This is a genomic window from Amycolatopsis sp. cmx-11-51 (genome assembly GCF_047608665.1).
Lineage (GTDB): Bacteria > Actinomycetota > Actinomycetes > Mycobacteriales > Pseudonocardiaceae > Amycolatopsis.
The window spans coordinates 1-25,194 of the sequence record NZ_JADNQO010000019.1 but is presented as its reverse complement, the minus strand read 5'-3'; the positions used below and the strand labels follow the sequence as shown (position 1 = coordinate 25,194).

Here is a 25,194-nt window from a genome sequence, read left to right as displayed (position 1 = left end):
CCTGCACCCCGGAGCTAGACGCCCCAGTCCGGCCGCAACGGCATCCCCGAGTCCCCGTCCGGACCGACCTTCACCCCGAGCACCTGGTGCAGTTCGATCTCCCGCCGCTCGAACGCGAGGCGGCACGCGGCCATGTACAGTGCCCAGACCCGGCTCCGCCCGGCGCCCGCTTCGGCGACGGCCTCGTCCCAGTTCGCGTCGAGGTTGGCGCACCACGCGCCGAGGGTGGTGGCGTAGTGCTCGCGGAGGTTCTCCGAGTGCCGCACCTCGAGCCCGCTGTCGTGCATCGCGGTGGCGATCTCCCCGACGGACTCCAGTTCGCCGTCGGGGAACACGTACCGGTCGATGAACCCGCGCGAACGGTGCGGCACGGAGGTGTCCGGGTTGGTGATGCAGTGGTTCAGCAGGCGTCCGTGCGGCTTCAGCTTCCCGGCGAGGAAACGGAAGTACGACGGCAGGTTCCGTGCGCCGATGTGTTCGGTGAGCCCGATCGACGACACCGCGTCGAAGTCCGTTTCGGTGACGTCGCGGTAGTCGAGGTGCCGCACCTCGGCGCGGTCCGCGAGCCCCTTGGTGACGATGTCCTTCTGCGCCCATTGCGCCTGCTCGCGGGAGAGGGTGACGCCCAGCGCCTCGACGCCGTAGTGCGCGACGGCGTGCTCGACCATCCCGCCCCAGCCACAGCCGACGTCCAGCAGCCGCATCCCCGGTTTGAGGTCCAGTTTCCGGCACACCAGGTCGAACTTGTGCGCCTGTGCCTCTTCCAGTGACGATTCGGCGGACAGATAGGCGGCGCAGGTGTAGGCCATCGAAGGACCCAGCACCAGTTCGTAGAACCGGTTCGAGACGTCGTAGTGGTTCGCGATCGCGTTGCTGTCCCGCGCCTTGGAGTGCCGCAATCCGTCGAGGCCGCGCTTGAGACGGCTCGGCAGTTCTTCGGTGGGCGGCGGGACGCGACGCAGGTGGGTGCGGCCGAGTTTGCGCAGCAGCCACAAGCGGTCCGCGGAGCTGAGCTGGTCGACCTGGGCCACCAGCGCGCGCAGCGCCGAGTAGAGGTCGCCGTCCACGTCGAGCGCGCCGGCGACGTAGGCACGCGCGAGCCCGAGGTCGCCCGGGGACGACATCAGGTACGTCAGCGCCAGCGGCGACCGCACCTGGATCGACACCGGTGCGTCGGCCGGGCCGCTCGTACTGCCGTCGTAGGCGGTGATGGACACGTCGGCGCTCGGGCCGAGCAAACGCTCGAAGATCTTCCCGACGGTCGTCGTCTCAGCCATGTTCGTCTCTCTTCTTCCCAGCCCGGGTCACCGCCGCCGCACGCATTTCGCGTACAGGTCGAGCAAGCGGCCGTCCGGGTCGTAGGTCGTCTTCAGTTTCCGGTAGGCATCACCGTTGTACAGCCGCCAGAACTCATCTTCGGCATAGAAACTGTCGGAGTACAGCGATTTCCGCCCGCCGAGTCGGGTGACTTCGGCCTCGATCAGCCGATTGTGGGTGTCCGGTCCCTCGCCGGGGTCCAGCGGGACCGCGGACCAGAACCCGAAGTTGACGTACAGCGTTTCGGGGTCCATTTCGTACAGCGGCGAGTTCACGCCACCCGGCCGCTGCTTCAGCGGGCAGATCCACACCGGGCTGATCGGGATCTCGCGGCGGAAGAAGTCCAGGAACTCCGCGGCGCGCGACAGCGGCACCTCGATGTCCTGGACGATGGTCTCTTCCGGTGGGAGCCGGCGCAGCTTGAGGAGTTTCGCGGCGACCCCGAAGCGGCGGTCGAGCGCCACCAGCTTCCAGTAGACCGAGGACCGCAGCAGTTTCCTGCCCAGCAGCAGCCGGGGGAGCCTGCTCTGGACGCCGAACGCGCGCGAGCACCAGAACCAGTCCGTGTCCCAGCGCCACAGGTAGTCCCGGACGCTCAGGTGGTCGGTCTCGCGTTCGCGGATCGACTTGTAGTAGATGTCGAGCCAGGTGTAGTCACTGGTCGCGGGCGCGGAGGTGGTGAACGTGCCCAGTGTCAGGTACTGCTCACCCGGACCGAAGACCGTTCCGTCGACGAAGTCGGCCGACCCGTCGCGACAGGCCTCGCCGAGCGCCGCGAAGTACTCCTCGGTGTCGTCGTAACGGACGTGGTCGAGCCGCACGTACGGCTTCACCGGCTCCAGTTCGATCTTCAGCCGCAGCGCGTAGCCGAGCGTCCCGTACGAGTTCGGGAAGCCGTGGAACAGGTCGCTGTGCTCGTTGTCCGGCCGGGCGACCACGATCCGGCCGTCGCCGGTGAGCAACTCCATCTCCAGCACCGACTCGTGCACGAGGCCGTTGCGGAACGACGACGACTCGATGCCGAGGCCGGTGACCGCGCCGCCGAGCGTGATCGTCTTGAGCTGCGGTACGACCAGCGGCATCAGTCCGTGGGGAAGGGTCGCGTCCACGAGTTGCTCGTAGGTGACCATGCCTTCGACGTCGGCCGTGCGCGCCAGCGGATCGACGTCGAGCACGTGCGTGAACCCCGAGACGTCCAACCCCGGCGTGCTGGTCGCCGTCCGCGCCCGGAAGAGGTTCGACGTCCGTTTCGCGAGCCGGATCGTGCCGTGCAGCCCGGCCAGCTGCGCCCGGAGCGCTTCCGCGCGTGCTTCGTGTTCGGCGAACCGCACCAGCCGCGCCGTCGCTCGGATACCGCCCTCGCCGCTAGTCATTTCTGATCGCCATCAGCACATCGTGCCCGACGAAACCGCCGCGCGCAGCCTTTATTCCCTACCTCAGCCGCTGCAGTGGGACAGCGTCCGCCATGGCGGTGAAGCCCTTGTCTCCGGGGTGGAGGTGATCGCCGGAGTCGTACTCGGGTTCGATCCGCCGCGGATCGGCGGGATCGCGGATCACCGCGTCGAAGTCGATGTAGGAGTCGAACAGCCTGCTGGTCCGGATGAACCGGTTGACCGCCTGCCGGGTCTCCTCGAGCTGAGGCGTGTACGAACCCCAGCCTTTCCACGGTGTGATCGTCGCACCGAGCACCCGCAGGCCGCGGTCGTGCGCCCTCGTCGCGATCTGTTTCAGTGCCGAGATGATCTTGCCAGGGTCGGCCTGGTGCGGCGTCTGCTGGATGTCGTTGATGCCCTCGAACACGATCGCCGTCCGCGCGCCGGACTGGCTCAGCACGTCCCGGTCGAGCCGTGCCAGCGCGTTGACGCCGTAGTTGCCGCCGTCGAGCAGGAGCCGGTTCCCGCTGATCCCGGCGTTGAGCACCCCCATGCGCGCGTTGATCTTGTCGGCGAGCTGGTCGGGCCAGCGCAGGTTGGCGCCCCAGGTCGAGACGGCGCCGTCGGTGATCGAGTCGCCGATCGCGACGACGCTGCCCCGCAGCCCCGGCCCCCGGACGTCCACTCCGGACACGTAGTGCCACACCGTGGTCTTCTCCGGGAACGCCGCCGCGGACTCGTCGGCGGCTTTGTCGCCGTCACGGGTGAAGTACGAGTTCTGCATCGTGAGCGGGTGGTAGGTGACCGGCCCGGACGGCGTCGGGGTGTACGTGGTCACCAGGAGGTCGCCGTCCCTCGGCACGGTCAGTGCCGCGCCGTCGCTGAGGACGTCGGCGCCCGGCGGCACGGTGATCTCGCGATCGCCGCCGAAGGTCAGCGTGCGCATCGTGCCGGGGACCGCCTGCGCGGTGTCCGGGCCCGCGGCGACCGCGACGGTCACCTTGCCGAACAGCACCGGCGTCCGGCCGAAGGCGTTGGACAGCCGCACGCGTGCCTCGCGCCCGCCGGCGCTGGTGTGCACGATGTTGCGGATCGAGAAGTTCGGGTAGCCGTTGTCGGTCCCGGCGACCCCGGCCGCGGGCGCGGCCGCCCAGGTGCCCACCCACTCGCTCGTGGTGGCGCTCTCCGCTGGACTCGCGGGAGCCGCCGCGGCGGCTCCCGGTACGACACCCAGCAGCAGGATCGCCGCCACCAGCAAGCGTTTTCCGCGGTTCGGTCGCATGTCGGTCACGCTCCACCCAGTTGGCTCCCTTCATCGTCGGGGAATCACCGACGGCCGGTCAATGCGCAGGACAGGACAGGTTTCTGTCGGGGGCACGACCTAAGGTGACCGTATGACGCCTGCCGCTCTCGAGAAGCTCTGCCTCGGCTTCCCCGGTGCCCGCGCCGAGTTCCCGTTCGACGAGCATTCCAGTGTGTTCAAGGTCGCGGGAAAGATGTTCGCGCTCAGCGCGCTCAAGGCGAAGCCCCTGCGGATCAGCCTCAAATGCGAGCCTGATCTGGCGGTCCGGTTGCGAGCCGAGCATCCGGCGATCATTCCCGGCTACCACCTGAACAAGCAGCACTGGAACACCGTCGAACTGGACGGTTCGCTGACCGACGACTTCGTCCGGGAGATGCTCGAGGACTCCTACGACCTCGTTGTCGCGGGCTTGCCGAAACGGGAGCGGGAGAAGCTGCGGTGGGTCGGCTTCGGCCAGGAGTGAGCGCCCCGCGTTTCATCCGGATTTCATCGGCTCGTGCTCGCCCCGCCTCCTACCGTGGGCGGAGACGGGTGCCGCCCGCCGCACGATGACGCGCCTCCCGGCACTTCCTAGGCTGATGCCCGTGCTGGTGATCTTGCGGGACCGATTCCGGGCACGGGTACAGGTCAGTCTCACCCGGGCCGGACTGACCCTGCCGTGGTGGGGGGCGTTGTGCGCGAGCGCGGTGAGCTTCGTGTTCACCGCGGTCGCGCTGGTGCAACGGGACGCCCTGCTGCCGCCGGAGCCGATCGCGCTGGCCGGGCTGCTGGTGATCGCGCCTTCGGTGATCTGGACGATCACCCACTGGATCATGCCGTGGGTGCGGATGACCGCACTGATCGTCGCGGCCTCGGTCCTGCTCCTCGAGCCGGTGCTCCCGGATTTCGCGCCGTTGCTGCTGCTGGTCGCGGCCACCGAAGCGGCCAGTGTCCTGCGGACGAAGACGGGGATCACCATCGTCACCGTCGCGGGTGAGCTGGTACTGGTCGTGGCGGGGATCTGGGGCGGACTGGTCGGCGGCCCGGTGTACATGGTCGCGATCCTGCTCGGCCTCAGCGGCGGTCTCATGGTCCGCTGGTACACCCGGGTGCTGGACGCCGAACGAGTCAACCGTGACGCGTCCCGTGACAAGGCGCTGCTGGCCGAGCGCCAGCGGATCGCGCGTGAGGTGCACGACGTCGTCGGCCATTCGCTCAGCATCACGCTGCTGCACTTGACCGGTGCCAGGCGTGCCCTGCAGCAGGACCGCGACGTCGATGAGGCGATCGAAGCGCTCACCGAAGCCGAGCAGGTGGGGCGTGCCGCGATGGCCGACATCCGCCGCACGGTCGGCTTGCTCGCCGACACCCCGTCGGGCAGCACCCCGCTGCCGGGCGTGGAGGACATCGCGACGCTGGTGGAACGCACCAGGGTCGCCGGACTGGCGGTGCGCTATACACAGGAAGGCGACCTCGGCCGGGTAGGCGCCTCGGACGGATTGGGTCTCTACCGGATCGTGCAGGAATCACTTGTCAACGTCGTCAAGCACGCCCCCGGCGCGACCGCGGAGGTCCGGCTGAACGCCGGCCGGTCGGGCGCGAAGCTCATCGTCAGCAACACCCTCCCCGCGACCGTCCGGCGTTCGTCCGAGGACGGATCGGGACTGGCGGGGATGGCCGTTCGCGCGGCTCAGCTCGGCGCCGACCTCAGCGCCGGGCCCAGCGGAAAGCAGTGGGTCGTGGAAGTCACCGTGCCGGGAGTCAAGCCGTGACCGCCGCCGTGGAGATCCGGGTGCTCCTGGTCGACGACCAGGAGCTGGCCAGGTCCGGGCTGCGGCGCATCCTGCGGCGCCGCGACGGGTTCGTCATCGCGGGAGAATGCGGCGACGGTTCGGAAGTGCCCGCCGCACTGGCCGCGCATGAGGTCGACGTCATCGTGATGGACCTGCGGATGAAGAACGTCGGCGGGGTCGAGGCGACCAGGCGGCTGCGGCGGACCGGCGGTCATCCGGCGGTGCTCGCGCTGACCACCTTCGACGACGACAGCCTGCTGGCCGACGCGCTGCGGGCGGGTGCCGCGGGCTACGTCCTCAAGGATTCCCCCGCCGAAGACCTGATCCGCGCCGTGCGCGCGGTCGCCGACGGCGACGCCTGGCTCGACCCAGGGGTCACCGGCCGCGTGCTCGCCGCGTACCGGCAGGCAGCCGGGAACGGCAGTGGCGGGCGTTCGCCCGACCTGCTGACACCTAGGGAACAAGACGTCCTCCGGGCGATCGGCCGCGGGCTGACCAACGCGGAGATCGCCACCGCCCTCGTGATTTCGGAGGTGACCGTGAAAAGCCACATCGGCCGGATCTTCACGAAACTCCAGCTGCGGGATCGTGCGGCGGCGATCGTCTACGCGTTCGACCACGGGATCGTGGTGCCGGGTTAGTCATGCGAAACGAAGGGGGGATGATGAAGGGGGATGGGGTGTCCGCGGACTCGCGGCTTCGCTTCGAGGTGCTCGGCCCGTTGCGGGCCTGGCGGGGGGAGACACGACTGGACCTCGGTCCGGTCCGGCAACAGGCCGTGCTGGCCGCGCTGCTGCTCCGCCCGGACGTGACCGTCAGCCACTACGAACTCACCGACGGGCTCTGGGAACGGCCACCGGAATCGAACGTGCTGCCGGTATACGTCCGGCGGCTGCGGCAATGCCTGGACACGTCGGGGCGGAAGCCGAAGGACTCGGTGATCGTGTCCGACCGGGGCGGCTACCGGTTCGCCAGCGGCGGCGTGCGGCTGGACGTGGCGCGGCTGGAGGAGGTCGCGGTCGCCGCGGCCGCCGCCGAGGAGGCCGGGGATCTCATCACCGCGGTGGACACCTTCGCCGACGCGCTCCGGCTGTTCCACGGTGAGCCGTTGACGGGGCTGCCCGGCGCGTTCGTCCATGGCGAGCGGCGACGGCTGGAGGAACGCAAACTCCTGCTGCTGGGCCGGAAACTGCGAGCACAGCTGAAACTCGGCCGGTTCGACGAGGTGATCGGCGAGCTGTCGGCGCTGGTGTCCGCCGACCCGCCGAGCGAGCCGCTGGCCGCGCTGCTGATGCGGGCGCTCTACGGCGGCGGGCGGCAGGCGGAGGCGCTGGAGGTGTTCACCGACGTCCGCGAGAGGCTGGTGGAGCAACTCGGTGTCGAGCCGGGTGAGGAACTGCGGCAGGTGCAGGAAGCGGTGCTGCGCGGGGACGACGCGCTGCTCGGCGTCGCTCAGCGCCGGGAGGCGCCGCGCCGGGTCCGCAACGAACTGCCCGCCACGAACGGCGAACTCGTCGGCCGGGACCGGGAACTCGCGTTGCTCGTCGAGGACGGCGATCCGGAGGCGGTCACGGTCGACGCCGTCGACGGCGTTCCCGGTGCGGGGAAGACCACCCTCGCGGTGCGCGCGGCCCACCGGCTCCGTGAGTCCTATCCGGACGGTGCGTTGTTCGTGGACCTGCACGGGTACACCGAAGGCCGCGAGCCGGTGACACCGGAACGCGCACTGCGGCGGTTGCTGCGCGCGGTCGGCGTCGAAGACGGGACGATGCCGGACGATCTCGACGAACTGGCCGCGTCGTGGCGGGCGGCGACCGCGCACCTGAAGTTGCTGCTGGTGCTCGACAACGCCGAGTCCGCCGGGCAGGTGCGTCCCCTGCTGCCGTCCGGGCCGGGCAGCCGGGTGCTGGTGACCAGCCGTCGCCGTCTGTCCGGTTTGGACGCCGACCGCCGTGTTTCCCTTGGCGCGCTAGGTCTTGAAGCCGCGGAACGGCTGCTCAGCCACATCGTGGGGGTGCCGAGGGCCGAAGGCGAGCGGTTCGCCGTACGCGCGTTGGCCGGCTTGTGCGGACGCCTGCCGCTCGCGCTGCGGATCGCGGGTGCCCGGTTGCAGAATCGTCCTATGTGGACGTTCAAGGACCTGGTGGACCGGATGTCGGACGACGAGCGGCGGCTCGGCGAACTGACCGCCGAGGACCGCAGTGTCGAGGTGGCGTTGCGCCTTTCGTACAAGCAGCTGCGGCCCGCCGGGCAACGCGCGTTCGGTGCGCTCGGCCTGTCACCGACCCCCGAATTCGACCGGCTCTCGCTCGCCGCGCTGCTGGACTGCTCGCCAGCCGAGGCCGAGCGTCAGCTGGAAAGCCTGGTCGACGCGAGCCTCGTGCAGGAACCGGCGAGCGGCCGCTATCGGCTGCACGACCTGGTGGCGGTCTACGCGCGACGGCTGGCCGGGCATATGCCCGGCGACGTCGTCGAGGCGGCGCGGAAACGGGTGTACGGGCTGTACCTCGGCGCCGCCCGCCGGGCGAGCGAATGGGGCGTCGCGCGCTTCCCGCTGGAGTCCGGCGGCGGACCGTTCACCGGGCAACGGGACGCTTCCGCCTGGCTGGACGCCGTCGGCGACCTGCCGGAAGTGGTCACCCAAGCGGCCGAAGCAGGGCTGGACGACATCGCGTGCTCGATCGCCGAGGGGCTGGTCGACTACCTCGCGCGCCAGCAGCGATACCACGAATCCCGGACGGCGTTGCAGGTCGCGCTGCCACTGGCCGAACGGGCCGAAGACGAGCGTTTGGTCTCGTCGCTCCGGTTCTGCCTCGGCTACGCCTACGCCATGCAGGGTCAGCTGGACCGGGCGCGCGGCTGGTTCGACGACGCGCTGCGGGCTGGCCAGGCCTGCGGCGACCGCGGGGTGGAGGCGCGGGCGCTGGGCGGGCTCACCATGGCGGACCTGATCGCGGGGCGGCACGACCTCGCGATCCCCGGGATGCGGCGGGTGATGATCATGGCCGACGAGGTGGGGGACCGGTGGCTCGCCGAACGGGCGCTGTCCGCGCTCGGCTATCTCGCCTACCTGAACGGCGAGCACGAGGAGGCGCTCGTCCACCTCGGCCGCGCCCGAGACCTGAGCGAGGAGATCGGCAGTCCCGGGATGCTGGCGAGGGTGCTGTGCCACAGCGGCACCGTCCGGCTCGAAATCGGCAGCTTCGCCGAGGCCGCTCTGGACCTCCGGCGTTCCGTCCAGCTCGCGGAGGAGACCACGGACGGCCTGCTGATCGCGACCAGCCTCGCCCGGCTCGGCGCGGCGGAACTGGAACTCGGGAATCTCGGCGAGGCGTTCGAACTGCAGCGCCGGGCGCTGACGGCGGTCACCGAGGAGACCATCATCGGGATGGAGTCCGAGATCCGCAACCGGCTCGGCCGCACCCATCTCGCCGCGGGCGACCCGGCGGCCGCCAGGGAGCACTTCGAATGGGTGCTCACCACCATCGGACCCGACGGCGATTCCCAGCAGCGCGCCCTCGCCCTGGAAGGCCTGGACCTCACCAGACAGTCGGTACACCGGCGTTGACAATCGTGAAGCGGTGCCCGTCCATACTCGCCCGCCAGCGCGCGAAGTAGGCGTCACCGGCGTCGGTCAGGTGCACCCCGGCACGGACCTCGTGGACGACGCACGCCCAGTCCGCGGCGTCGCACAGCACCAGCTCCCGCGGGGCCCCGCGCTTCCGGAGTACGGACGAGCACAGGGCACCGCGTTTGCTGACGTTGCCGTCGTCGAGGCAGCGACGGAGGTCGTCGACGGCCTGGCCCGCGGTCTCGAACAGCGTCCACCGGTACCGGGGCGACGGGCGGCCGTCGGCCCACGGCATGAAGAACGCCGCCCAGCTCCAGCCCGGTCCGACGACCCCGTCCCGTTCCCCGGGACTCGGCCGGTCGTCCCGGGGCAGCACCATGTTGTACGGGGTCCGGCTCGCCGGGCTCATGAACGTCTCCTCGTGGACCACCGGTCCGCCGATGCGGATCCGTGCCCGGAACCGTAGGGCGACGCCATGAAATCCAGATGAAACGCTTACGGTGCCTCGAAACTGCATCGTCCCGCGCGCGGCGCCACAAGTCCGTGAAGGACTCCTTGAGGGACCCAGAGTCCCTCAAGGAGTCCTTCACGGACTTACAGGTGCGGCCCGCTGACCCGGGTGTCCCGTACGCCCCGGGTTGATCGGCGGACGTTCTGGGTAACCCGATCGTGCGACTTCAGCAGCGAGGCCGCGTGACGGGAAGGGTGGCTCCATGATCAGTATCGCGGAGCATCCGGTGCCGGGAACCTGGGTGTTCGACCTGCGAGCCACGACGCCACGAGCGTTGCCTGACATGCGCGCCTGGGTAGTCAGATGCCTACCCGACCTCGGGGGAGGCCATCGTGACGACGTCCTGCTGGCGGCGACGGAACTCGTCGCCAACGCCTACGTGCACGGTGGGGGCGCACGCCACATCCAGCTGTGGCGCGGCGTCTCGCCGTGCGCGGTCCGTATCGAGGTCGCGGACGTCAGCGTCGAACAACCCCGGGCACGTCTTTCCCAGATCGAGGATCCGCGGGGACGCGGACTGCTCGTCGTCGACGGGGTGGCGGTGCAGTGGGGTGTCCGTCGTGAGCCGGTGCGCGGCGGGAAGACTGTCTGGGCGCACATCCGTTGCGACGGCGGTTGCCCGATCGCCGTCCGGGCCCCGCGTGCTCGTCGGCGGCACCGAACCGGGTAACTGTGTCAGATGACGCAGACAGCCCTCACCCGATGCTGCCAAGGTGGTCCTCGACCAGGCAGGGAAATCCAGGGGAGGGCCCGAAAATGCGGGGAACGAAGACTTTGGTGGCGTTGGCGGTGGCGGCGCTGGGGGCGGCCGTCGCACCGGCGGCTTCAGCGCAAACCGAACCGTCGCTGCGGGTTTACCCCCTCGAGGTCCGGCCCAACGAACTCTTCGGCACGGGCATCGGTGGAGGCTGTGACAGCTATTCCGCGGTGACTTCGCCCGGCTTCACCGGGCCTGTCGAGCTGGTCGCGGTCGGCGGCGACCGGGAAAACCTGTGGGGCAATGGGTATGCCTCCGGCGTGCCGGGGACTTACACCGCGACCGCCACGTGTGACGGGGAGACCCTGACCACACAGTTCACCGTGCTCGACTACGTGGCGCCGTCTTGGGGGCTCGGCCCGAGCGAAGTGGCGCCCGGCGGCGAAATCTCCGGTGGTTCGGATGTGCTTTACGGCTGCCCTGGCGGACCTGAAGGGCCCGCGACCTCGCCGGGGTTCGCCGCGCCCTTGGCATGGACCGTGGGTGGCAACTTCGGCCGGTTCAGCGGTACGACCACCGTCGTCACCACGCCCGGAACCTATACGGCCACCCTGAAGTGCAAGGGTACGCCGATCCCCGGCGAGATCGAGTTCACCGTCGTCGCGCCGTAAAGACACCGAGGGCGGCGATGGCCGCGAAGCCGAGCAACAACCACCTCGCCGAAGAGACCACCGACCATGCGCCCAGGTTGACCAGGAGCCCGGCGACCGCCGCACCGAAAGCGGTCGACATCGTCAGGATCGTGGCGATCGCGACGGCGGCCTTCCCGCCATCACCGTCCGGGGCGGAGGTCATCGCCGCCACGGCCAGATGCGGCATCGCGATGCCGATTCCCGTGCCACCGAAGAAAAGCACGGGCAGCCAAAGGAGAACGACCAGCGGCGGCGGATGTTCGCTCTGCGGCACACCGAGCAGGGCGAACCCCGCGGCGAGGCGGTACTCGTGCGGCGGCCCAGTTCCCGCCACATTCCGATGTCTTGCTCGACGCTCACGCGCTTCTCCTCGCTGTCGATGGGATTGCGCTTCGCATCCTGTCGGCGCGGGGAGGCCCGGTAATCGGATAAATCAGACGTGGATCACGTCACATTCTGGTGCGGCCCTCAATGGCGGTGTGGGCGGCCTCCGTCGACTTCCGGACGACGACTTCCTTGGAATAGCCTTGTTTGGTGAAGACGCCGTCGAGATAGAACGTGCCGTAACCGTGTGCCTGGGTGAACAACTGTTCCATCAGTTCGAGCCCGTCCTGTGGCCGGTCGGCCACGGTCAGGCAGAGCATGACGAACTGGTCGGTCAGGCGGCGGGTCTGTTCGTGCAGGGCCGCGTACTCCGGGCCTTGCAGGCCGTCGGCGTAGATGATGTTCATCCCGGCGCGGCGTTCGATCAGGTATTCCGTGTACGCGCCGGAGGCCGCGGCGAGCGCGGCGACCGGGTCGCTCTCCGCTTCGATGGCGTCGCGCACCCGGTCCGCCAACTGGCAGGCCACGGTGGCGGCGATGGCCGCCATCAGGCTCTCTTTGTCCGCGAAGTGCCGGTAGGGCGCGCCGGGGCTGACCTTCGCCCGGCGGGCGACCTCGGCGACGGAGAACCCGGCGAGTCCCCGTTCGGCGATCAGGTCGAGCGAGACCCGCACGAGTTCGGCGCGGAGGTCGCCGTGGTGGTACTTGCCGCCCATGTCGTGGATCACACCTCCCGGTCGCGGAATAGGTAAGAGGCCTCTTACGCTAGTCGTAAGTGACCTCTTACATGGTTCACAGTATCTCGGAGGGTTTAATGACGACGACCACGCACGCCATCGCCGCGCCGTCCCCGGGCGCCGCTCTGTCGCCGACGACGATCGAGCGCCGCGACCTGCGTCCGGACGACGTGCTGATCGACATCGCGTACGCGGGGATCTGCCACAGCGACATCCATCAGGTCAAGGAGGACTGGGGCAGCGCGATCTTCCCGATGGTGCCAGGACACGAGATCGCCGGCGTCGTCGCCGCGGTCGGGTCCGGTGTCACGAAGTACCAGGTCGGCGACCGCGTCGGGGTCGGCTGCATGGTCGACTCCTGTGGTGAGTGCGAGTACTGCCTCGCGGGCACCGAGCAGTTCTGCGTCAAGGGCAACGTCCAAACTTACAACGGCGTCGGTTTCGACGGCGAGAACACCTATGGCGGCTACAGTCGTCAGGTCGTCGTGAAGGACGCCTTCGTCTGCGGGATCCCGGAAGGGATCGGCCTCGACGTCGCCGCCCCGCTGCTGTGCGCGGGCATCACCACCTACTCCCCGCTGAACCGCTGGGGTGCCGGACCTGGCAAGAAGGTCGCCGTCGTCGGCCTCGGCGGACTCGGGCACATGGCGGTCAAGATCGCGGTCGCCATGGGCGCCGACGTCACCGTGCTCAGTCAGAGCTTGAAGAAGCGAGAGGACGGCCTGAAGCTGGGCGCGAAGGACTACTACGCGACCGGTGACGAGTCGACGTTCCAGACGCTTCGCGGCCGCTTCGACCTGATCCTCAACACCGTTTCGGCGACGCTGCCCATCGACTCCTACCTCGGCATGCTGCGCGTCGGCGGGGCGATGGTGAACGTCGGCGCGCCCGGCGACCCGCTGTCCTACAACGCTTTCTCGCTGCTCGGCGGGAACAAGGTACTCGCCGGTTCGATGATCGGCGGTATCGCCGAGACCCAGGAGATGCTCGACTTCTGCGCCGAGCACGGGATCGGCGCGGAGATCGAGACGATCTCGGCCGACCAGGTGAACGTGGCCTACGACCGGGTCGAAAACAGCGACGTGCGCTACCGGTTCGTCATCGACGCGGCGACCATCGGCGCGTAATAGAAGCCTTCTTCGCTACTTTCAGGGTCAGGGTCCCGGCAAAGTCGCAGCGCTGCTGGGCGTTGAACGTCTTGAACCTCCACACTCGGGTGTGCCGGAGGGGGCATGTCGCTGAACCTTTGTCGATCTACTTTCCCAACCGGTGTGAACCCGCGACGATGCAGGAGTGGGGACACTCAACGTCCCCATCCCTGCATCGTCAGCCTCGCGCAGCGACGGATAGCCGCCTGACCTGCAAGACCTCGACTTTGTCGGGACCTGACTTTAGGCAAGGAGGCCTTCACGACCAGGGGAACGCGTGCGAGGTGACCACGCCACCGTTGTCCTCTCGGAGGGGCAGGGCAAAAGGGTGTTGCTCCACGCGGCACGACACCGCGGGACTGATGTCCCCACTGCGGCATTGGGGACACTGAGCGTCTCCAATGTGGCATTGGGAGCGGCGACCCCTGGATACGACACTTTGCCCTTCCCCTCGATTAAACAGTCCTGCAACTCACGAGCCCGACTCTTGCCGCGTCACATCAGTAGTAGCGGCACCGTGTTCATCGCGGTGTGCGCGGCGATCGGGGCCCACAGGTTGCGGTAGCGGGACCACAGGTAGCCGGTGAACAGGCCGAAGAACCCTTGGAAGGCGACGATCGCGCCCAAGGTCAGGGGGAGCGCTCCCTGGCCGTGTGTCGGCAGGTGCAGCCACGCGAACAGCAGCGAAGCCAGCAGAATTCCGGGCCAGCGACCGAAAAGCGCCTCCAGACGGGTCTGCAGCATGCCGCGGAAGAAGACCTCTTCGAGCACATTCGCGGTGAAGAAGGTCAGTGTCGCGCCCACCGCGAGAATTACCGGGTCGGGATAGTCCTCGGCGGTGGGCAGCGGCGGCGCGAGCGGTCCCAGCACGGACAGCCAGCCGAAAACGAGCACCGCCGGAATCGGTGCGAGCCATTGCCAAGTTCGGCGAGGTCGCCACGTGAGCCGGAACGGATCCGGTTCCCCGGAGGGCCGCAGGATTCGCAAGAGAACCAGTGGCAGCACCAGGAACACGAGCGGTTTGGCGAGCGCCCAGATGTCGCGTACCAGCGAGTGCTGTCCCGCCGTGGACACCAGGAACAGCGCAAGGGGCCACAAGAAGGCGATGAGCGCCAAGGCCATCGCCTGTCTGCTCAGTCCGCGCCGGTCGGTCACGTGGGGGAGCAGCCGGGGTGCGTGGAGCGGGATCCCGCGGATCAGCAGGATCCCGGCCAGTGCGGGAATCAGGGCACCCGCGAGGGAAAGCCCCTTGTCCGAATCCGCGGACGGCTTGATCGTGTCGTGCCCGGTCGCCAGCAGCAGTGCGGGGGCGGCGGCGAACACCGCGACCCCGACGACAAAAATTCCCCGGGCGGCACCGGAGCGGGAGCCGGTTTTTTCCATCACAGGGAAAGGATCATCGAAGCGGCGCGTGCCCGCGTCATCCTTTCGGACGAGATCAGCCGGCCTGGGTCTTCCCTTCCGCACAGCCCTTCCGGCTCTTGTCCCGAACAGGTTGCGGTGGTCGGGGCGAGCGCGTCTTTCCGAATCGGGTTACGCGATTTCCCGCTCAGGAGAGGACTTCCACGTCTTCGTCGCTTGTTCGAACGGTGATCGGTGGGCCTACGGCCGGAGCTCTTGGGCCTGCCGGATTTCAGCCGACCGCGATGACCTTTTCCAGGCTGCGCATGCACAACGTGAGGGCTTCGTGCTTCGGGGTTTTCTCCTGGACCATCTCCCAGGCGGTGTAGAGCAGGCTCCACAGCAGTTGCTGCACCCATTCCTTCGTCATCGCCGGGTCGACCGACCCTTCGCGATGCCCGCGTTCGATGAGCCCGAGCAGGACGCGGTCGTCTTCGCTCTCTTCTTTCCACTCGGGGCGGGTCATCAGGTCCGGCATCGTGAACAGCAGCTGGAAGACGTCGGCGTGCTCGAAGTACTCCTGACACAGCCTCGCCAGTGCCGCCGGGACCGGTCCGTCGGCGATCCGGGCCCGGTCGGTGCTCTGGGAGATCTTGTCGAGGGCGTCGAGGCTGATGGCGTCGATGAGGTCCGAGCGCTCCGGGAAGTAGCGGTGGACCGTGGTGCGCCCGACGTTCGCGGCCGCCGCGATGTCGGCCAGTGTCGCGCTCGGTTGCTTAGTCAGCTTCTCGATGGCCGCGTCCAGGATCGCGCGCCGGGTCCTCGCCCGGACACCCGTCTCGGTGGCCACACCCTCACTCATGGTCGGTACCGTACCTCGCCCTCCGATATGGAACTCGCTTGACGATTTTAGAACACGCGTGTTCCATTGGGAACCATGGATACTCCACGATTGAAGGTGCTGTGGTCGTTCGCGCGTCCACACAAGGGGGCACTCGCGATCGGCCTGGTACTCGCCCTGCTCGGCTCCGCGACCGGTCTCGCCACGCCCATGGTCACGAAATGGGTGCTCGACTCGCTCGGGTCGTCGGCGTCGCTGGCCGGACCCGTGCTGGCGCTGCTCGGCCTGATGCTGGTGGGCTCGGTGATCTGGCTGACGCAGTGGATTCTGCTCGGCACGGTCGGCGAGCGGGTGGTGCTGAAGGCGCGGGAATCGATGGTGCGGCGGTTCTTCCGCGCGACGATCCCGGCCATCACGAAACGACCGACGGGGGAACTGGTCACTCGCGTCACCTCGGACACGGTGCTGCTGCGTGAGGCGGCGTCGTCCAGCGTGATCGGCCTGATCAACGGTGTGGTGATGCTCATCGGCACCTTGGTGCTGATGAGCGTGCTCGATCCGGTGCTGCTGGCGACCACGGTCGCGGCCGTGGTCGTGGTGGTCGCGCTGTTCGCGTGGCTCATGCCAGCCATCGCGAAGGAGCAGGAGAAGGCGCAGGACCGGGTCGGCAAGCTCGGCGGCGTGCTGGAAGGCGCGCTGCGGGCGATCCGCACGGTGAAGGCCAGCCGTGCGGAAGGCCGTCAATCCGACCGGATCCTGGTCGACGCGGAGGCGGCCGCCGTCCACGGCGTCCGCGCGGTACGGCGGCAGGCCATCGCGTGGGTGGTGGCGTGGTCGGGCATCCAGGGCGCGATCCTGGTCATCCTCGGTCTCGGCGCCTGGCGGGTCGACGCCGGCCTGCTCGAGGTGTCGAGCATGATCGCGTTCCTCCTGTACGCGTTCGCGTTGATGGAGCCGATCACCGAACTGAGCCAGAACATGACCGCGTTGCAGGCGGGGATCGCCGCCGCCGGGCGGATCCGGGAGATGGACGCGCTGGAGGTCGAAGAGGACAAGGCGTCCGCGACACCGGAACCGGCGGGTGATCAGGACGGGCCGGTGCTCGAACTGCGCGGGGTGACCGCGGGCTACGGCGGCGATCCGGCACTGCGTGACGTTTCGCTGAAGATCCCGAGACGCGGGCACACCGCGATCGTCGGGCCGTCCGGCGCGGGCAAGACCACGATGCTGTCGCTGATCATGCGGTTCGTTCAGCCGCAGTCGGGTTCACTGCTGCTGGACGGGCGGGAGTACGCGGACCTGCCGTATGCCTCGGTGCGGACGCGGCTGGCCTACGTCGAGCAGGAGACGCCGATCGTGCCCGGCACGATCCGGGAGAACCTGCTGTTCACCCATCCGGAGGCGACCGAGGAGGAGGTGCTGCGAGCACTCGGCGAAGTCCGGCTGAGCGACAAGATCGCCGCGCTCGAAGACGGCCTGGACACGCCGCTGTCGTCGACGTCGGTGTCCGGCGGGGAACGCCAGCGGATCGCGCTGGCGAGGGCGATCCTGCGTACGCCGGACGTGGTGCTGCTGGACGAGGCGACCGCGCAGGTGGACGGCCGGACCGAGAGCGCGATCCACGACTGCATCCGGCGGCGGGCCCGTGAGGGCGCCGTGGTCACCGTGGCGCACCGGCTGTCGACCGTCATCGACGCGGACACCATCGTGGTGATGGAGGACGGCCGGGTCCGGGCCAGTGGCAGCCACGAGCAGCTGCTCGCCACCGACACGCTGTACCGGGAACTGGTGGAGGCGCTGCGGATCGCGGGGGAGGGTGCCCCGGTCCCCGGCTGATCCGGTCAAGCGGGGATGGCGCGTACTCCCGGCGGCATCTCGCGGTTGACCTCGTCGAGCCGGGAGGCGACGGTCCGGCAGGGTTCGCAGCCCGCCAGATGCGCGGTGATCAGGTTCGCCTGGCGGCCGGGCACCCCGCCGCGGAGCCACGCGCCCATCCGGCGCCGCGCTTCCTGGCAGCACGGCGTTCCCGTTTCGGGGACCTGCGCCTGCAGGAAGGCTTGACGCAGCCCTTCGCGGGCCCGCAGGGCGAGGACGGAGGCGCCGTTGGGGGACACCCCCAGCAGCGGGGCCACCACCTTCGGCGAGTCACCTTCGGCCTCGGTCCGCCACAACACGGTCCGCCATCGGCCGGGCAGCGCGCAGTAGGCGGTCCAGGCCAGGCGGGCGTTCGAGCGGAGGATGAGGAGTTCCTCCGCGCCCGCGGCTCCGGCGGCCACTTCGGTCGCCGGAGCCGTGCCGTACAGCTCGACCCGCTTGCGGTGGTGACTCCATCTGGCCACCAGGTTCCGCATGGTGACCGCGAGATAAGGGCGGAGGTTCTCCCGGGGGCCGCCCCCGGCGCGGATGACGCCCAGGACGCGCACGAAGGCCTCGGCCACGAGGTCGTCCCGTTCGGCGGGCTCGGTGACCCAGCCCGCCGCGAGACGGCGTAGCGGTTCGGCGTGCCGCCGGAACAGCGCTTCGCCGGCGGCGATGTCACCGGCACGGAAGGCGTCGAGCAGCGTCGCGTCCGCTGCGCCCTGCTCGACGTCTTCCCTCATCACCGGTCACCGTAACCCAGCGGGTGGCGGAGCGCTGGTGGTCCGCCGTGCTCACGCTCACCGGCCCAACGCGCGGTACCGCCTGGCCGCCAGCGGCAGGAAGATCGCGGTGAGTACGGCTGGCCATAGCAACGCCAACGTGACCGAATGTGTGCTCGCCCAGTCGGTCGCGCCCCAAGTGGGGTTGCCGAACAGATCCCGGATCGCGGTCGCGGTGGCGGACAGGGGGTTCCACGTGCCGATCGCGCCGAGCCAGCCCGGCATCGTCACCGGCGAGACGAACGCGCTCGAGAGGAAACCCACCGGCCAGACCAGGATCTGCACGGCGACCGCCGACTCCGGCGTCTTCAGTAGCAGGCCGAGGTAGATGCCCACCCAGGTGAAGGCGAACCGCAGCCAGAGCAGCAGGCCGAACGCGGCGAGCGACGGGAGCGGGCCGCGTTCCGGCGCCCAGCCCACCAGCAGCCCGGTCAAGACCATGACGGCGAGACCGGCGACGGCGTTGAGCAGATCGGCCGCGCTGCGTCCGGCGAGGATCCCCGTCGTGGCGACCGGCATGGCGCGGATCCGTTCGGTGACGCCCTTCGCGGCGTCCGTCGTGACGGCCACGACCATGGCCTCCAGTCCGAACAGCATGGTCATCGCGAGCATGCCGGGGATGAGGAAGTCCAGGTAATCCCCGTCGGGGACGGCCATCGCGCCGCCGAAGAGATAGCCGAACATCAGCACCATCAGGACGGGGAAGAGCAACCCGACCAGTATCGAGCCGGGCCGCTGCCGCCAGTGCAGCAGGATCCGGCCGGTGAGCGCGGTGGCGTCGGAAATCGCGGTCAAGACGGCTCCTCGGTGGTGGCGTGCCCGGTGAGGTGCAGGAAGACCTCGTCGAGTGTGGGTTTGCGGGTGACGGTCTCGATCCGATCCGGGCCCACCTTCGCCTTGAGTTCGTCGGGTGTCCCGGCGGCGACGACGCGGCCCGCGTCGATGACGGCGATCCGGTCGGCCAGTTGATCGGCTTCCTCGAGGTACTGGGTGGTCAGCAGCACCGTCGTGCCGGAGCCGACCAGATCCTTGATCGAGGCCCAGACCTCGATGCGGGCGCGCGGATCCAGCCCGGTGGTCGGCTCGTCGAGGAACAGTACCGGTGGCGAGAGGATCAGGCCGGCGGCCAGGTCCAGCCGTCGTCGCATCCCGCCCGAGTACGCGGCGACGGGTTTGCCCGCCGCTTCGGTGAGGTCGAACCGTTCGAGGAGTTCGTCCGCCCGGCGTTTCGCCGCGGCGCCCTTCAGGTGGTGGAGTCTGCCGAACAGCACGAGGTTCTGCCGGCCGGTCAGTATCTCGTCCACCGAGGCGTTCTGCCCGACGAGGCCGATCCGGTAGCGCACCGCCTTGGGGTCCGCGAGCACGTCGTGGCCCGCCACCCACGCCCGGCCACCGTCGGGGAGGAGCAGGGTGCTCAGTATTCGGACGGCGGTGGTCTTCCCCGCCCCGTTGGGGCCGAGCAGACCGCAGACCGTGCCCGCTTCGACGCGAAGGCTGAACCCGTCCAGCGCCACCTTATCCCGGTACCGTTTCCGCAGGTCGACGGCTTCAAGCGCCGCTTCTTCGTATGGCATACGGAATAGAGTAGCACGTACTTCGTACGGGTTACGGAGTAGGTCTTCTATGATGGCGCCATGACGGAGATCAACGGCGGCGATCCGGCGCGCACGATCGCCACGTTGTGGGGCACCCGGAAGCTCCCGCGGCGCGGGCCGAAACACACCTTGACCACCGAGCAGGTCGTCGTCGCGGCGGTCGGACTCGCCGACGGCGACCAGGATCTCGCCACGTTGTCGATGCGCCGGGTCGCCGAATCGCTGGGCGTCGGCACGATGTCGCTCTACACCTACATCGCCTCGCGTGAGGAACTCGTCGAAGCGATGCTCGACCGCGTCTACGGCGAAGCGGTGCGAGAACTCGGCGAGCGCGGCGACCAGGGCTGGGCGGACGGCCTGCGTGAGGTCGCGCGGGTCGATTGGAACCTCTGTTTGAGGCATCCGTGGGTCCTTCAAGTGTTCACCGGGCGACCGTCGCTCGGGCCGCAGACGATCGCCAGATACGAACGCGAACTCGCCGTCATCGACGGCCTCGGGCTCACCGACGTCGAGATGGACTCGGTGATCACGCTGGTGCACGACCACGTCGAGGGGGTGGCCCGCCGTCGGATCGAAGCCGACCGCGCGGTCCGCCGCACCGGAATGGACGACGAACAGTGGTGGGCGAAGGTCGGGCCGTTGCTGGAGGAGGTCTTCGATCCGGCCCGCTTCCCGCTCGCGGCGCGCGTCGGCCAGTCGGCGGGTGAGGAGAACCGCGGGGCCCACAATCCCGAGCACGCCTACGACTTCGGCCTGGCGCGCTTACTCGAAGGCGTGGCCGCGCTTGTGAAGACACGCTAACGAGGGATTTCAGAAACTCGCGATGGACCGCACAGGCCCCGGGGACCAGACTTCGCGCCATGAAGGCATTGGTCAAAGCCGACCGAGCACCAGGGCTTGAACTCACCGACGTGCCGGACCCGGCCGTCGGACCCGGTGACGTCGCCGTCCGCGTGCTGCGCGCGGGTATCTGCGGCACCGATCTGCACATCGACACGTGGGACGACTGGGCGGCGCGCACCATCGCCGCGCCGCTGGTCATCGGGCACGAGTTCGTCGGTGAAGTGGTCGAGATCGGCAAGTCGGTGACCACCGTCAAGGTGGGTGACCTGGTCAGCGGCGAGGGGCACCTGGTCTGCGGAAGCTGCCGCAACTGCAAGGCCGGGCGACGGCACCTGTGCGCCAGGACCAAGGGCCTCGGGGTGCACACCGACGGCGCGTTCGCGCAGTACGCCGTGCTGCCGGAGATGAACGCCTGGGTGCACCGCACCAAGGTCGACCTCGACATCGCGGCGATCTTCGACCCGCTCGGCAACGCCGTGCACACCGCGCTGTCGTTCCCCGTCATCGGCGAGGACGTGCTGGTCACCGGCGCCGGGCCGATCGGCATCATGGCCGCCGCGATCGCGCGCCACGCCGGCGCGCGCAACGTCGTCGTCACCGACGTCAGCGAGCACCGACTGGAACTGGCCCGCAAGGTCGGCGTCGACCTCGCGCTGGACGTCGCGTCGGCGACCATCGCCGACGCGCAGGAACTGCTCGGCATGGCCGAGGGCTTCGATGTCGGCATGGAGATGAGCGGACGGCCCGAGGCGCTGCGCGACATGATCGCGAACATGTCCCACGGCGGCCGCGTCGCGCTGCTCGGCCTGCCCGCCTCCGAGGTCTCGGTGGACATCGCCGCCGTCGTGCTGAAGATGATCCAGCTCAAGGGAATCTACGGCCGCGAGATGTTCGAGACCTGGTATTCGATGTCGGTGCTGCTGCAGGCCGGGCTGGACATCTCGCCGGTGATCACGCACCGGTTCGGGTACCAGGAGCACGCGAAGGCGTTCGCGACGGCCAGGGAAGGTCGTTGCGGCAAGGTCATTCTGGATTGGACGGAGAACTGATGTACGGCGCGATGCGCGACGACCTCAAGGCCGGGCTCGCCGAGATCCGGGAAGCCGGGCTGTACAAGGGTGAGCGGGTGATCCAGGGGCCGCAGCGGGCTTCGGTCAGCGTCGCCGACGGCGAAGTCCTGAACTTCTGCGCCAACAACTACCTCGGCCTCGCCGATCACCCCACGCTGGTCAAGGCCGCGCAAGAGGCGCTGGACCGCTGGGGCTTCGGCATGGCGTCGGTGCGGTTCATCTGCGGGACCCAGCAGCCGCACAAGGAACTCGAGGCGAAGCTCTCGGAGTTCCTCGGCACCGAGGACACGATCCTCTACAGCTCCTGCTTCGACGCCAACGCCGGGCTGTTCGAGACGCTGTTGACCGACCAGGACGTCATCATCTCCGACGAGCTCAACCACGCGTCGATCATCGACGGCGTCCGGCTGTGCAAGGCGAAGCGGATGCGCTACCGCAACCGCGACGTCGCGGACCTGGAGGCGCGGCTCAAGGAGGCGTCCGGCGCGCGTTACCGGATGATCGCCACCGACGGCGTGTTCTCGATGGACGGCTACCTCGCGCCGCTCGACGAGATTTGCGCGCTGGCCGAACGGTACGACGCGCTGGTGATGGTCGACGACTCGCACGCCGTCGGCTTCACCGGCCCGACCGGTCGCGGCACGCCGGAACTGTTCGGCGTGCAGGACAAGGTCGACGTGCTGACCGGCACCCTCGGCAAGGCACTCGGCGGGGCGAGCGGCGGCTACACCTCGGGTCGCGCGGAGATCGTCGAGATACTGCGGCAGCGTTCCCGGCCGTACCTGTTCTCGAACTCGCTCGCGCCATCGATCACCGCCGCCGCGCTCGCCACGCTGGAGCTGCTGGACCAGTCGAGCGAGCTGCTGGGCAAGCTGCGCGCCAACACCGAGCTGTTCCGGCGGCGGATGACCGAGGCGGGGTTCGACCTGCTCCCTGGTGAGCACCCGATCATCCCGGTGATGATCGGCGACGCCGCCAAGGCGGGCAAGCTGGCCGATCTACTGCTCGACCAGGGTATCTACGTGGTCGGTTTCTCGTACCCGGTGGTTCCGCACGGTAAGGCCCGGATCCGGACGCAGATGTCGGCGGCGCATTCGGCCGACGACGTCAACCGTGCGGTGGACGCGTTCGTGACAGCGAGGTCCATGATGGACGAATGATCGATCCGCGACGGCTGCGGGTACTGCGCGCTCTCGCCGACCACGGCACCGTGACGGCGGCGGGCCTGGCGCTGCACCTGACGCCGTCCGCCGTCTCCCAGCAGCTGGCCGCCCTCGAAGCCGAGTGCGGCCAGCAGCTGTTGAGGCGGTGGGGCAGGCGGGTTTCGCTGACCCCCGCGGGTGAATTGATGGTGGTGCACGCGAACGCCGTCGCCGCCGAACTGGAACGGGCGCAGGCAACGCTGGCCGCCCTCGATTCCGGCGTCCAGGGGCAGGTGCGGCTGGCGAGCTTCGCTTCGGCGATCACCATGGTGGTCGCGCCGGCGATCGCCGCACTGCGTGCCGGTTCGCCCGGCGTTTCGGTGCTGGTGCAGGACGTCGAGGGGCACGCGAGCATCACGCTGCTGCTCGACGGCGAGGTCGACCTGGCGATCACCGAGGAGTATCGGCTCTCGCCACGAACGGATGAAAGCAGGCTCACCCGGTTCCCGTTGTACGTGGAGCCGTTCGACGTCGTGCTGCCCACCGCGCACCGGCTGGCCAAATCGTCCGAAGTGGATATCGACGAACTCGCCGACGACTGGATCGCGCCGAAACCGGGAAACCCGTGTCGCGACGTGCTGATGATCGTCTGCGCCAATCCGGGGATCCGGCACGTCTCCGACGATTTCCACGCGATCACCACGCTGGTCGCCGCGGGTGAGGGCGTGGCCTTGGTGCCGCGCAACGCTTTCACCGCCGTGCCCGGCGCGGTCGCCGTCCCGCTGCGCGGCGAGCCGCCGCTGCGCCGCGTGTTCGCCGCGGTCCGGCGGGGGAGCGCGGATCACCCGTTGCTCAAGGCCGTCCTCGCGGAACTGGTCGAAGCGTCGCCGGATCACGCGCATGCGGGCGAGGAGAACCGCCCTTAGGATCTGGGCACCTGCCGTCGAAAGAAAGACAGGGCAAGGATGCTCCAGATCGATGGCCTCACCTGGACCGTCACGATCGGACTGGTGCTCGCGCTACTGGCACTCGACCTCATCATCGCGGCCGCGCGGCCGCACAAGGTCGGCTTCGGGGAAGCGGTGGCCTGGTCGATCGGCTACATCCTGGTCGCGGTGGCGTTCGGTGTCTGGCTGACGCTGGCGCACGGCGGAGACTTCGGGCAGCAGTACTTCGCGGGTTACATCGTGGAGAAGAGCCTGTCGGTCGACAACCTGTTCGTCTTCGTGATCATCATGAGCACCTTCGCGGTACCCGAGGAACACCAGCACAAGGTGCTCACGTTCGGCATCGTCGTCGCGTTGATCATGCGTGCGATCTTCATCGCGCTCGGTGCCACGCTTCTTTCGTTGTTCTCCTTCATGTTCCTGCTTTTCGGCTTGCTGCTGATCTATACCGGGATCCAGCTGTTCCGGCATCGCGACGAGGATCCGGATGTCGAGAACAACGTGGTGGTGCGGACCGCGCGCCGCCTGCTGCCGCTGTCGAAGGAGTACGACGGCGGCAAGCTGTTCACCCGTCTGGAAGGGAAGCGGGTGGGCACGCCGCTGGTGGTCGTGCTGCTCGCGATCGGCGGGATCGACCTGCTGTTCGCGCTGGACTCGATCCCGGCGGTCTTCGGTGTCACCGACGAGCCCTACCTGGTCTTCGCCGCCAACGCCTTCGCTCTGCTGGGCCTGCGCGCGCTGTACTTCCTCGTGAAGGGCCTGCTCGATCGCCTGGTGTACCTGTCGGCGGGGCTCGCGGTGATCCTCGGATTCATCGGGATCAAGCTGATCCTGCACTGGGCCCACGTCGACATCGACGAGAGCGTGCCGGAGATCTCGACGCCGATCAGCCTCGCGGTGATCATCGGCATTCTCGTCGTGGTGACGGTGGCGAGCCTGCTCAAGACCCGCAACGATCCCTCCGCCAAGGCGCATCCTGGCTCATTGCCCTCTTGGTCAGACTGGTGTGAGACACCCCGTGTGAGTGGGGGTTCCTGACCGAGGGCGGGATTGGAGATCCTTATGCATGTGTCCACACCTTCTGACAAGCAGTCCCGGCGTTCCTTCGGCGAGCAGGAGGCCGATCCCGCACCGCGTCCGTCACGGCGGGTGTTCAGCGCGGAATACAAGCTCGCTACGGTCACCGAGTACGAGAACGCACCTGATGGGGAGAAAGGCGCGATCCTGCGCAGGGAAGGTCTCTACTCGTCTCACATCATCGAATGGACACGAGCGCGTGACGCGGGACGTTTGGACGGTGAACTGACCGAGTCGGAGGTGCCGGCGAAACG

The 25,194-nt window shown here is 68.8% G+C and carries 24 protein-coding genes and 1 pseudogene; 14 read left to right on the top strand and 11 right to left on the bottom strand.

Going from position 1 to position 25,194, the window contains the following annotated elements; genetic code table 11:
* Positions 1-14: 14 nt before the first annotated feature.
* From ACM6LU_RS35190 to ACM6LU_RS35180, 3 genes are read right to left on the bottom strand one after another with little or no spacing between them, the layout of a single operon-like run.
* Entirely contained in the window at positions 15-1,277 is a 1,263-nt protein-coding gene (locus ACM6LU_RS35190; RefSeq protein WP_414942175.1) for a class I SAM-dependent methyltransferase, read from the bottom strand.
* 27 nt (positions 1,278-1,304) lie between these two features.
* Entirely contained in the window at positions 1,305-2,690 is a 1,386-nt protein-coding gene (locus ACM6LU_RS35185; protein ID WP_414942174.1) for an FAD-binding oxidoreductase, read from the bottom strand.
* 58 nt (positions 2,691-2,748) lie between these two features.
* Positions 2,749-3,972, bottom strand: coding sequence for an SGNH/GDSL hydrolase family protein (locus ACM6LU_RS35180; protein WP_414942173.1), 1,224 nt, complete (start codon positions 3,970-3,972; stop codon positions 2,749-2,751).
* Between the two features lie 112 nt (positions 3,973-4,084).
* Here ACM6LU_RS35180 and ACM6LU_RS35175 point away from each other — a divergent pair, with 112 nt between their 5' ends.
* From ACM6LU_RS35175 to ACM6LU_RS35160, 4 genes are all read left to right on the top strand, one after another.
* Positions 4,085-4,456, top strand: coding sequence for an MmcQ/YjbR family DNA-binding protein (locus tag ACM6LU_RS35175; RefSeq protein WP_414942172.1), 372 nt, complete (start codon positions 4,085-4,087; stop codon positions 4,454-4,456).
* A 121-nt stretch (positions 4,457-4,577) separates the two neighbouring features.
* Complete coding sequence (locus tag ACM6LU_RS35170) at positions 4,578-5,744, top strand: sensor histidine kinase (protein ID WP_414942171.1); 1,167 nt, start codon at positions 4,578-4,580, stop codon at positions 5,742-5,744.
* Positions 5,741-6,406 carry a response regulator gene (locus ACM6LU_RS35165; RefSeq protein ID WP_414942170.1) on the top strand — a complete coding sequence of 222 codons (666 nt, stop codon included), beginning with the start codon at positions 5,741-5,743 and terminating at the stop codon, positions 6,404-6,406. Before ACM6LU_RS35170 ends, ACM6LU_RS35165 begins: the two co-directional genes overlap by 4 nt.
* Positions 6,407-6,444: 38 nt before the next feature.
* Complete coding sequence (locus tag ACM6LU_RS35160; RefSeq protein ID WP_414942169.1) at positions 6,445-9,333, top strand: AfsR/SARP family transcriptional regulator; 2,889 nt, start codon at positions 6,445-6,447, stop codon at positions 9,331-9,333.
* On the opposite strand, the gene ACM6LU_RS35155 is transcribed toward ACM6LU_RS35160, so the two are convergent.
* Positions 9,305-9,745 carry a hypothetical protein gene (locus ACM6LU_RS35155; RefSeq protein ID WP_414942168.1) on the bottom strand — a complete coding sequence of 147 codons (441 nt, stop codon included), beginning with the start codon at positions 9,743-9,745 and terminating at the stop codon, positions 9,305-9,307. The genes ACM6LU_RS35160 and ACM6LU_RS35155 overlap by 29 nt on opposite strands.
* Positions 9,746-10,049: 304 nt before the next feature.
* On the opposite strand from ACM6LU_RS35155, the gene ACM6LU_RS35150 reads away from it, so the two are divergent.
* Positions 10,050-10,517 carry an ATP-binding protein gene (locus ACM6LU_RS35150; RefSeq protein WP_414942167.1) on the top strand — a complete coding sequence of 156 codons (468 nt, stop codon included), beginning with the start codon at positions 10,050-10,052 and terminating at the stop codon, positions 10,515-10,517.
* 86 nt (positions 10,518-10,603) lie between these two features.
* Positions 10,604-11,215: a hypothetical protein gene (locus ACM6LU_RS35145; protein WP_414942166.1), complete on the top strand. Its 612-nt coding sequence runs from the start codon at positions 10,604-10,606 to the stop codon at positions 11,213-11,215.
* Here the strand turns inward: ACM6LU_RS35145 and ACM6LU_RS35140 are convergent.
* Both ACM6LU_RS35140 and ACM6LU_RS35135 read right to left on the bottom strand, forming a co-directional pair.
* Positions 11,196-11,570, bottom strand: a complete 375-nt coding sequence (locus ACM6LU_RS35140; RefSeq protein WP_414942165.1) for a hypothetical protein — start codon at positions 11,568-11,570, stop codon at positions 11,196-11,198. The genes ACM6LU_RS35145 and ACM6LU_RS35140 overlap by 20 nt on opposite strands.
* Positions 11,571-11,685: 115 nt before the next feature.
* Positions 11,686-12,288 (bottom strand): TetR/AcrR family transcriptional regulator, encoded by a 603-nt coding sequence (locus ACM6LU_RS35135; protein ID WP_414942164.1) that lies wholly within the window; start codon positions 12,286-12,288, stop codon positions 11,686-11,688.
* 86 nt (positions 12,289-12,374) lie between these two features.
* Here ACM6LU_RS35135 and ACM6LU_RS35130 point away from each other — a divergent pair, with 86 nt between their 5' ends.
* Positions 12,375-13,424 carry an NAD(P)-dependent alcohol dehydrogenase gene (locus ACM6LU_RS35130; RefSeq protein ID WP_414942163.1) on the top strand — a complete coding sequence of 350 codons (1,050 nt, stop codon included), beginning with the start codon at positions 12,375-12,377 and terminating at the stop codon, positions 13,422-13,424.
* 516 nt (positions 13,425-13,940) lie between these two features.
* Here ACM6LU_RS35130 and ACM6LU_RS35125 read toward each other — a convergent pair.
* Positions 13,941-14,828 carry a lysostaphin resistance A-like protein gene (locus ACM6LU_RS35125; protein WP_414942162.1) on the bottom strand — a complete coding sequence of 296 codons (888 nt, stop codon included), beginning with the start codon at positions 14,826-14,828 and terminating at the stop codon, positions 13,941-13,943.
* A gap of 250 nt (positions 14,829-15,078) precedes the next feature.
* Positions 15,079-15,648: a TetR/AcrR family transcriptional regulator gene (locus ACM6LU_RS35120; protein WP_414942161.1), complete on the bottom strand. Its 570-nt coding sequence runs from the start codon at positions 15,646-15,648 to the stop codon at positions 15,079-15,081.
* A gap of 75 nt (positions 15,649-15,723) precedes the next feature.
* On the opposite strand from ACM6LU_RS35120, the gene ACM6LU_RS35115 reads away from it, so the two are divergent.
* Entirely contained in the window at positions 15,724-17,463 is a 1,740-nt protein-coding gene (locus ACM6LU_RS35115; protein ID WP_414942160.1) for an ABC transporter ATP-binding protein, read from the top strand.
* A gap of 5 nt (positions 17,464-17,468) precedes the next feature.
* On the opposite strand, the gene ACM6LU_RS35110 is transcribed toward ACM6LU_RS35115, so the two are convergent.
* The 3 genes from ACM6LU_RS35110 to ACM6LU_RS35100 are packed head-to-tail and all read right to left on the bottom strand — an operon-like array spanning position 17,469 to position 19,840.
* Positions 17,469-18,227, bottom strand: a complete 759-nt coding sequence (locus tag ACM6LU_RS35110; protein WP_414942159.1) for a zf-HC2 domain-containing protein — start codon at positions 18,225-18,227, stop codon at positions 17,469-17,471.
* Between the two features lie 57 nt (positions 18,228-18,284).
* Entirely contained in the window at positions 18,285-19,061 is a 777-nt protein-coding gene (locus ACM6LU_RS35105; RefSeq protein WP_414942158.1) for an ABC transporter permease, read from the bottom strand.
* Positions 19,058-19,840: an ABC transporter ATP-binding protein gene (locus tag ACM6LU_RS35100; protein WP_414942157.1), complete on the bottom strand. Its 783-nt coding sequence runs from the start codon at positions 19,838-19,840 to the stop codon at positions 19,058-19,060. Before ACM6LU_RS35100 ends, ACM6LU_RS35105 begins: the two co-directional genes overlap by 4 nt.
* 60 nt (positions 19,841-19,900) lie before the next feature.
* On the opposite strand from ACM6LU_RS35100, the gene ACM6LU_RS35095 reads away from it, so the two are divergent.
* The 6 genes and pseudogenes from ACM6LU_RS35095 to ACM6LU_RS35070 all read left to right on the top strand — a co-directional run.
* Positions 19,901-20,662, top strand: a complete 762-nt coding sequence (locus tag ACM6LU_RS35095; RefSeq protein WP_414942156.1) for a TetR/AcrR family transcriptional regulator — start codon at positions 19,901-19,903, stop codon at positions 20,660-20,662.
* A 59-nt stretch (positions 20,663-20,721) separates the two neighbouring features.
* Positions 20,722-21,753, top strand: a complete 1,032-nt coding sequence (tdh, locus tag ACM6LU_RS35090; protein WP_414942155.1) for an L-threonine 3-dehydrogenase — start codon at positions 20,722-20,724, stop codon at positions 21,751-21,753.
* Positions 21,753-22,934, top strand: coding sequence for a glycine C-acetyltransferase (locus tag ACM6LU_RS35085; protein WP_414942239.1), 1,182 nt, complete (start codon positions 21,753-21,755; stop codon positions 22,932-22,934). Before tdh ends, ACM6LU_RS35085 begins: the two co-directional genes overlap by 1 nt.
* A complete protein-coding gene (locus ACM6LU_RS35080; RefSeq protein ID WP_414942154.1) occupies positions 22,931-23,842 on the top strand; it encodes a LysR family transcriptional regulator in 912 nt (303 codons plus the stop codon). Before ACM6LU_RS35085 ends, ACM6LU_RS35080 begins: the two co-directional genes overlap by 4 nt.
* A gap of 39 nt (positions 23,843-23,881) precedes the next feature.
* Positions 23,882-24,901, top strand: a complete 1,020-nt coding sequence (locus ACM6LU_RS35075) for a TerC/Alx family metal homeostasis membrane protein (protein ID WP_414942153.1) — start codon at positions 23,882-23,884, stop codon at positions 24,899-24,901.
* Between the two features lie 30 nt (positions 24,902-24,931).
* Positions 24,932-25,194: pseudogene (locus tag ACM6LU_RS35070) on the top strand (hypothetical protein); the annotation flags it as partial.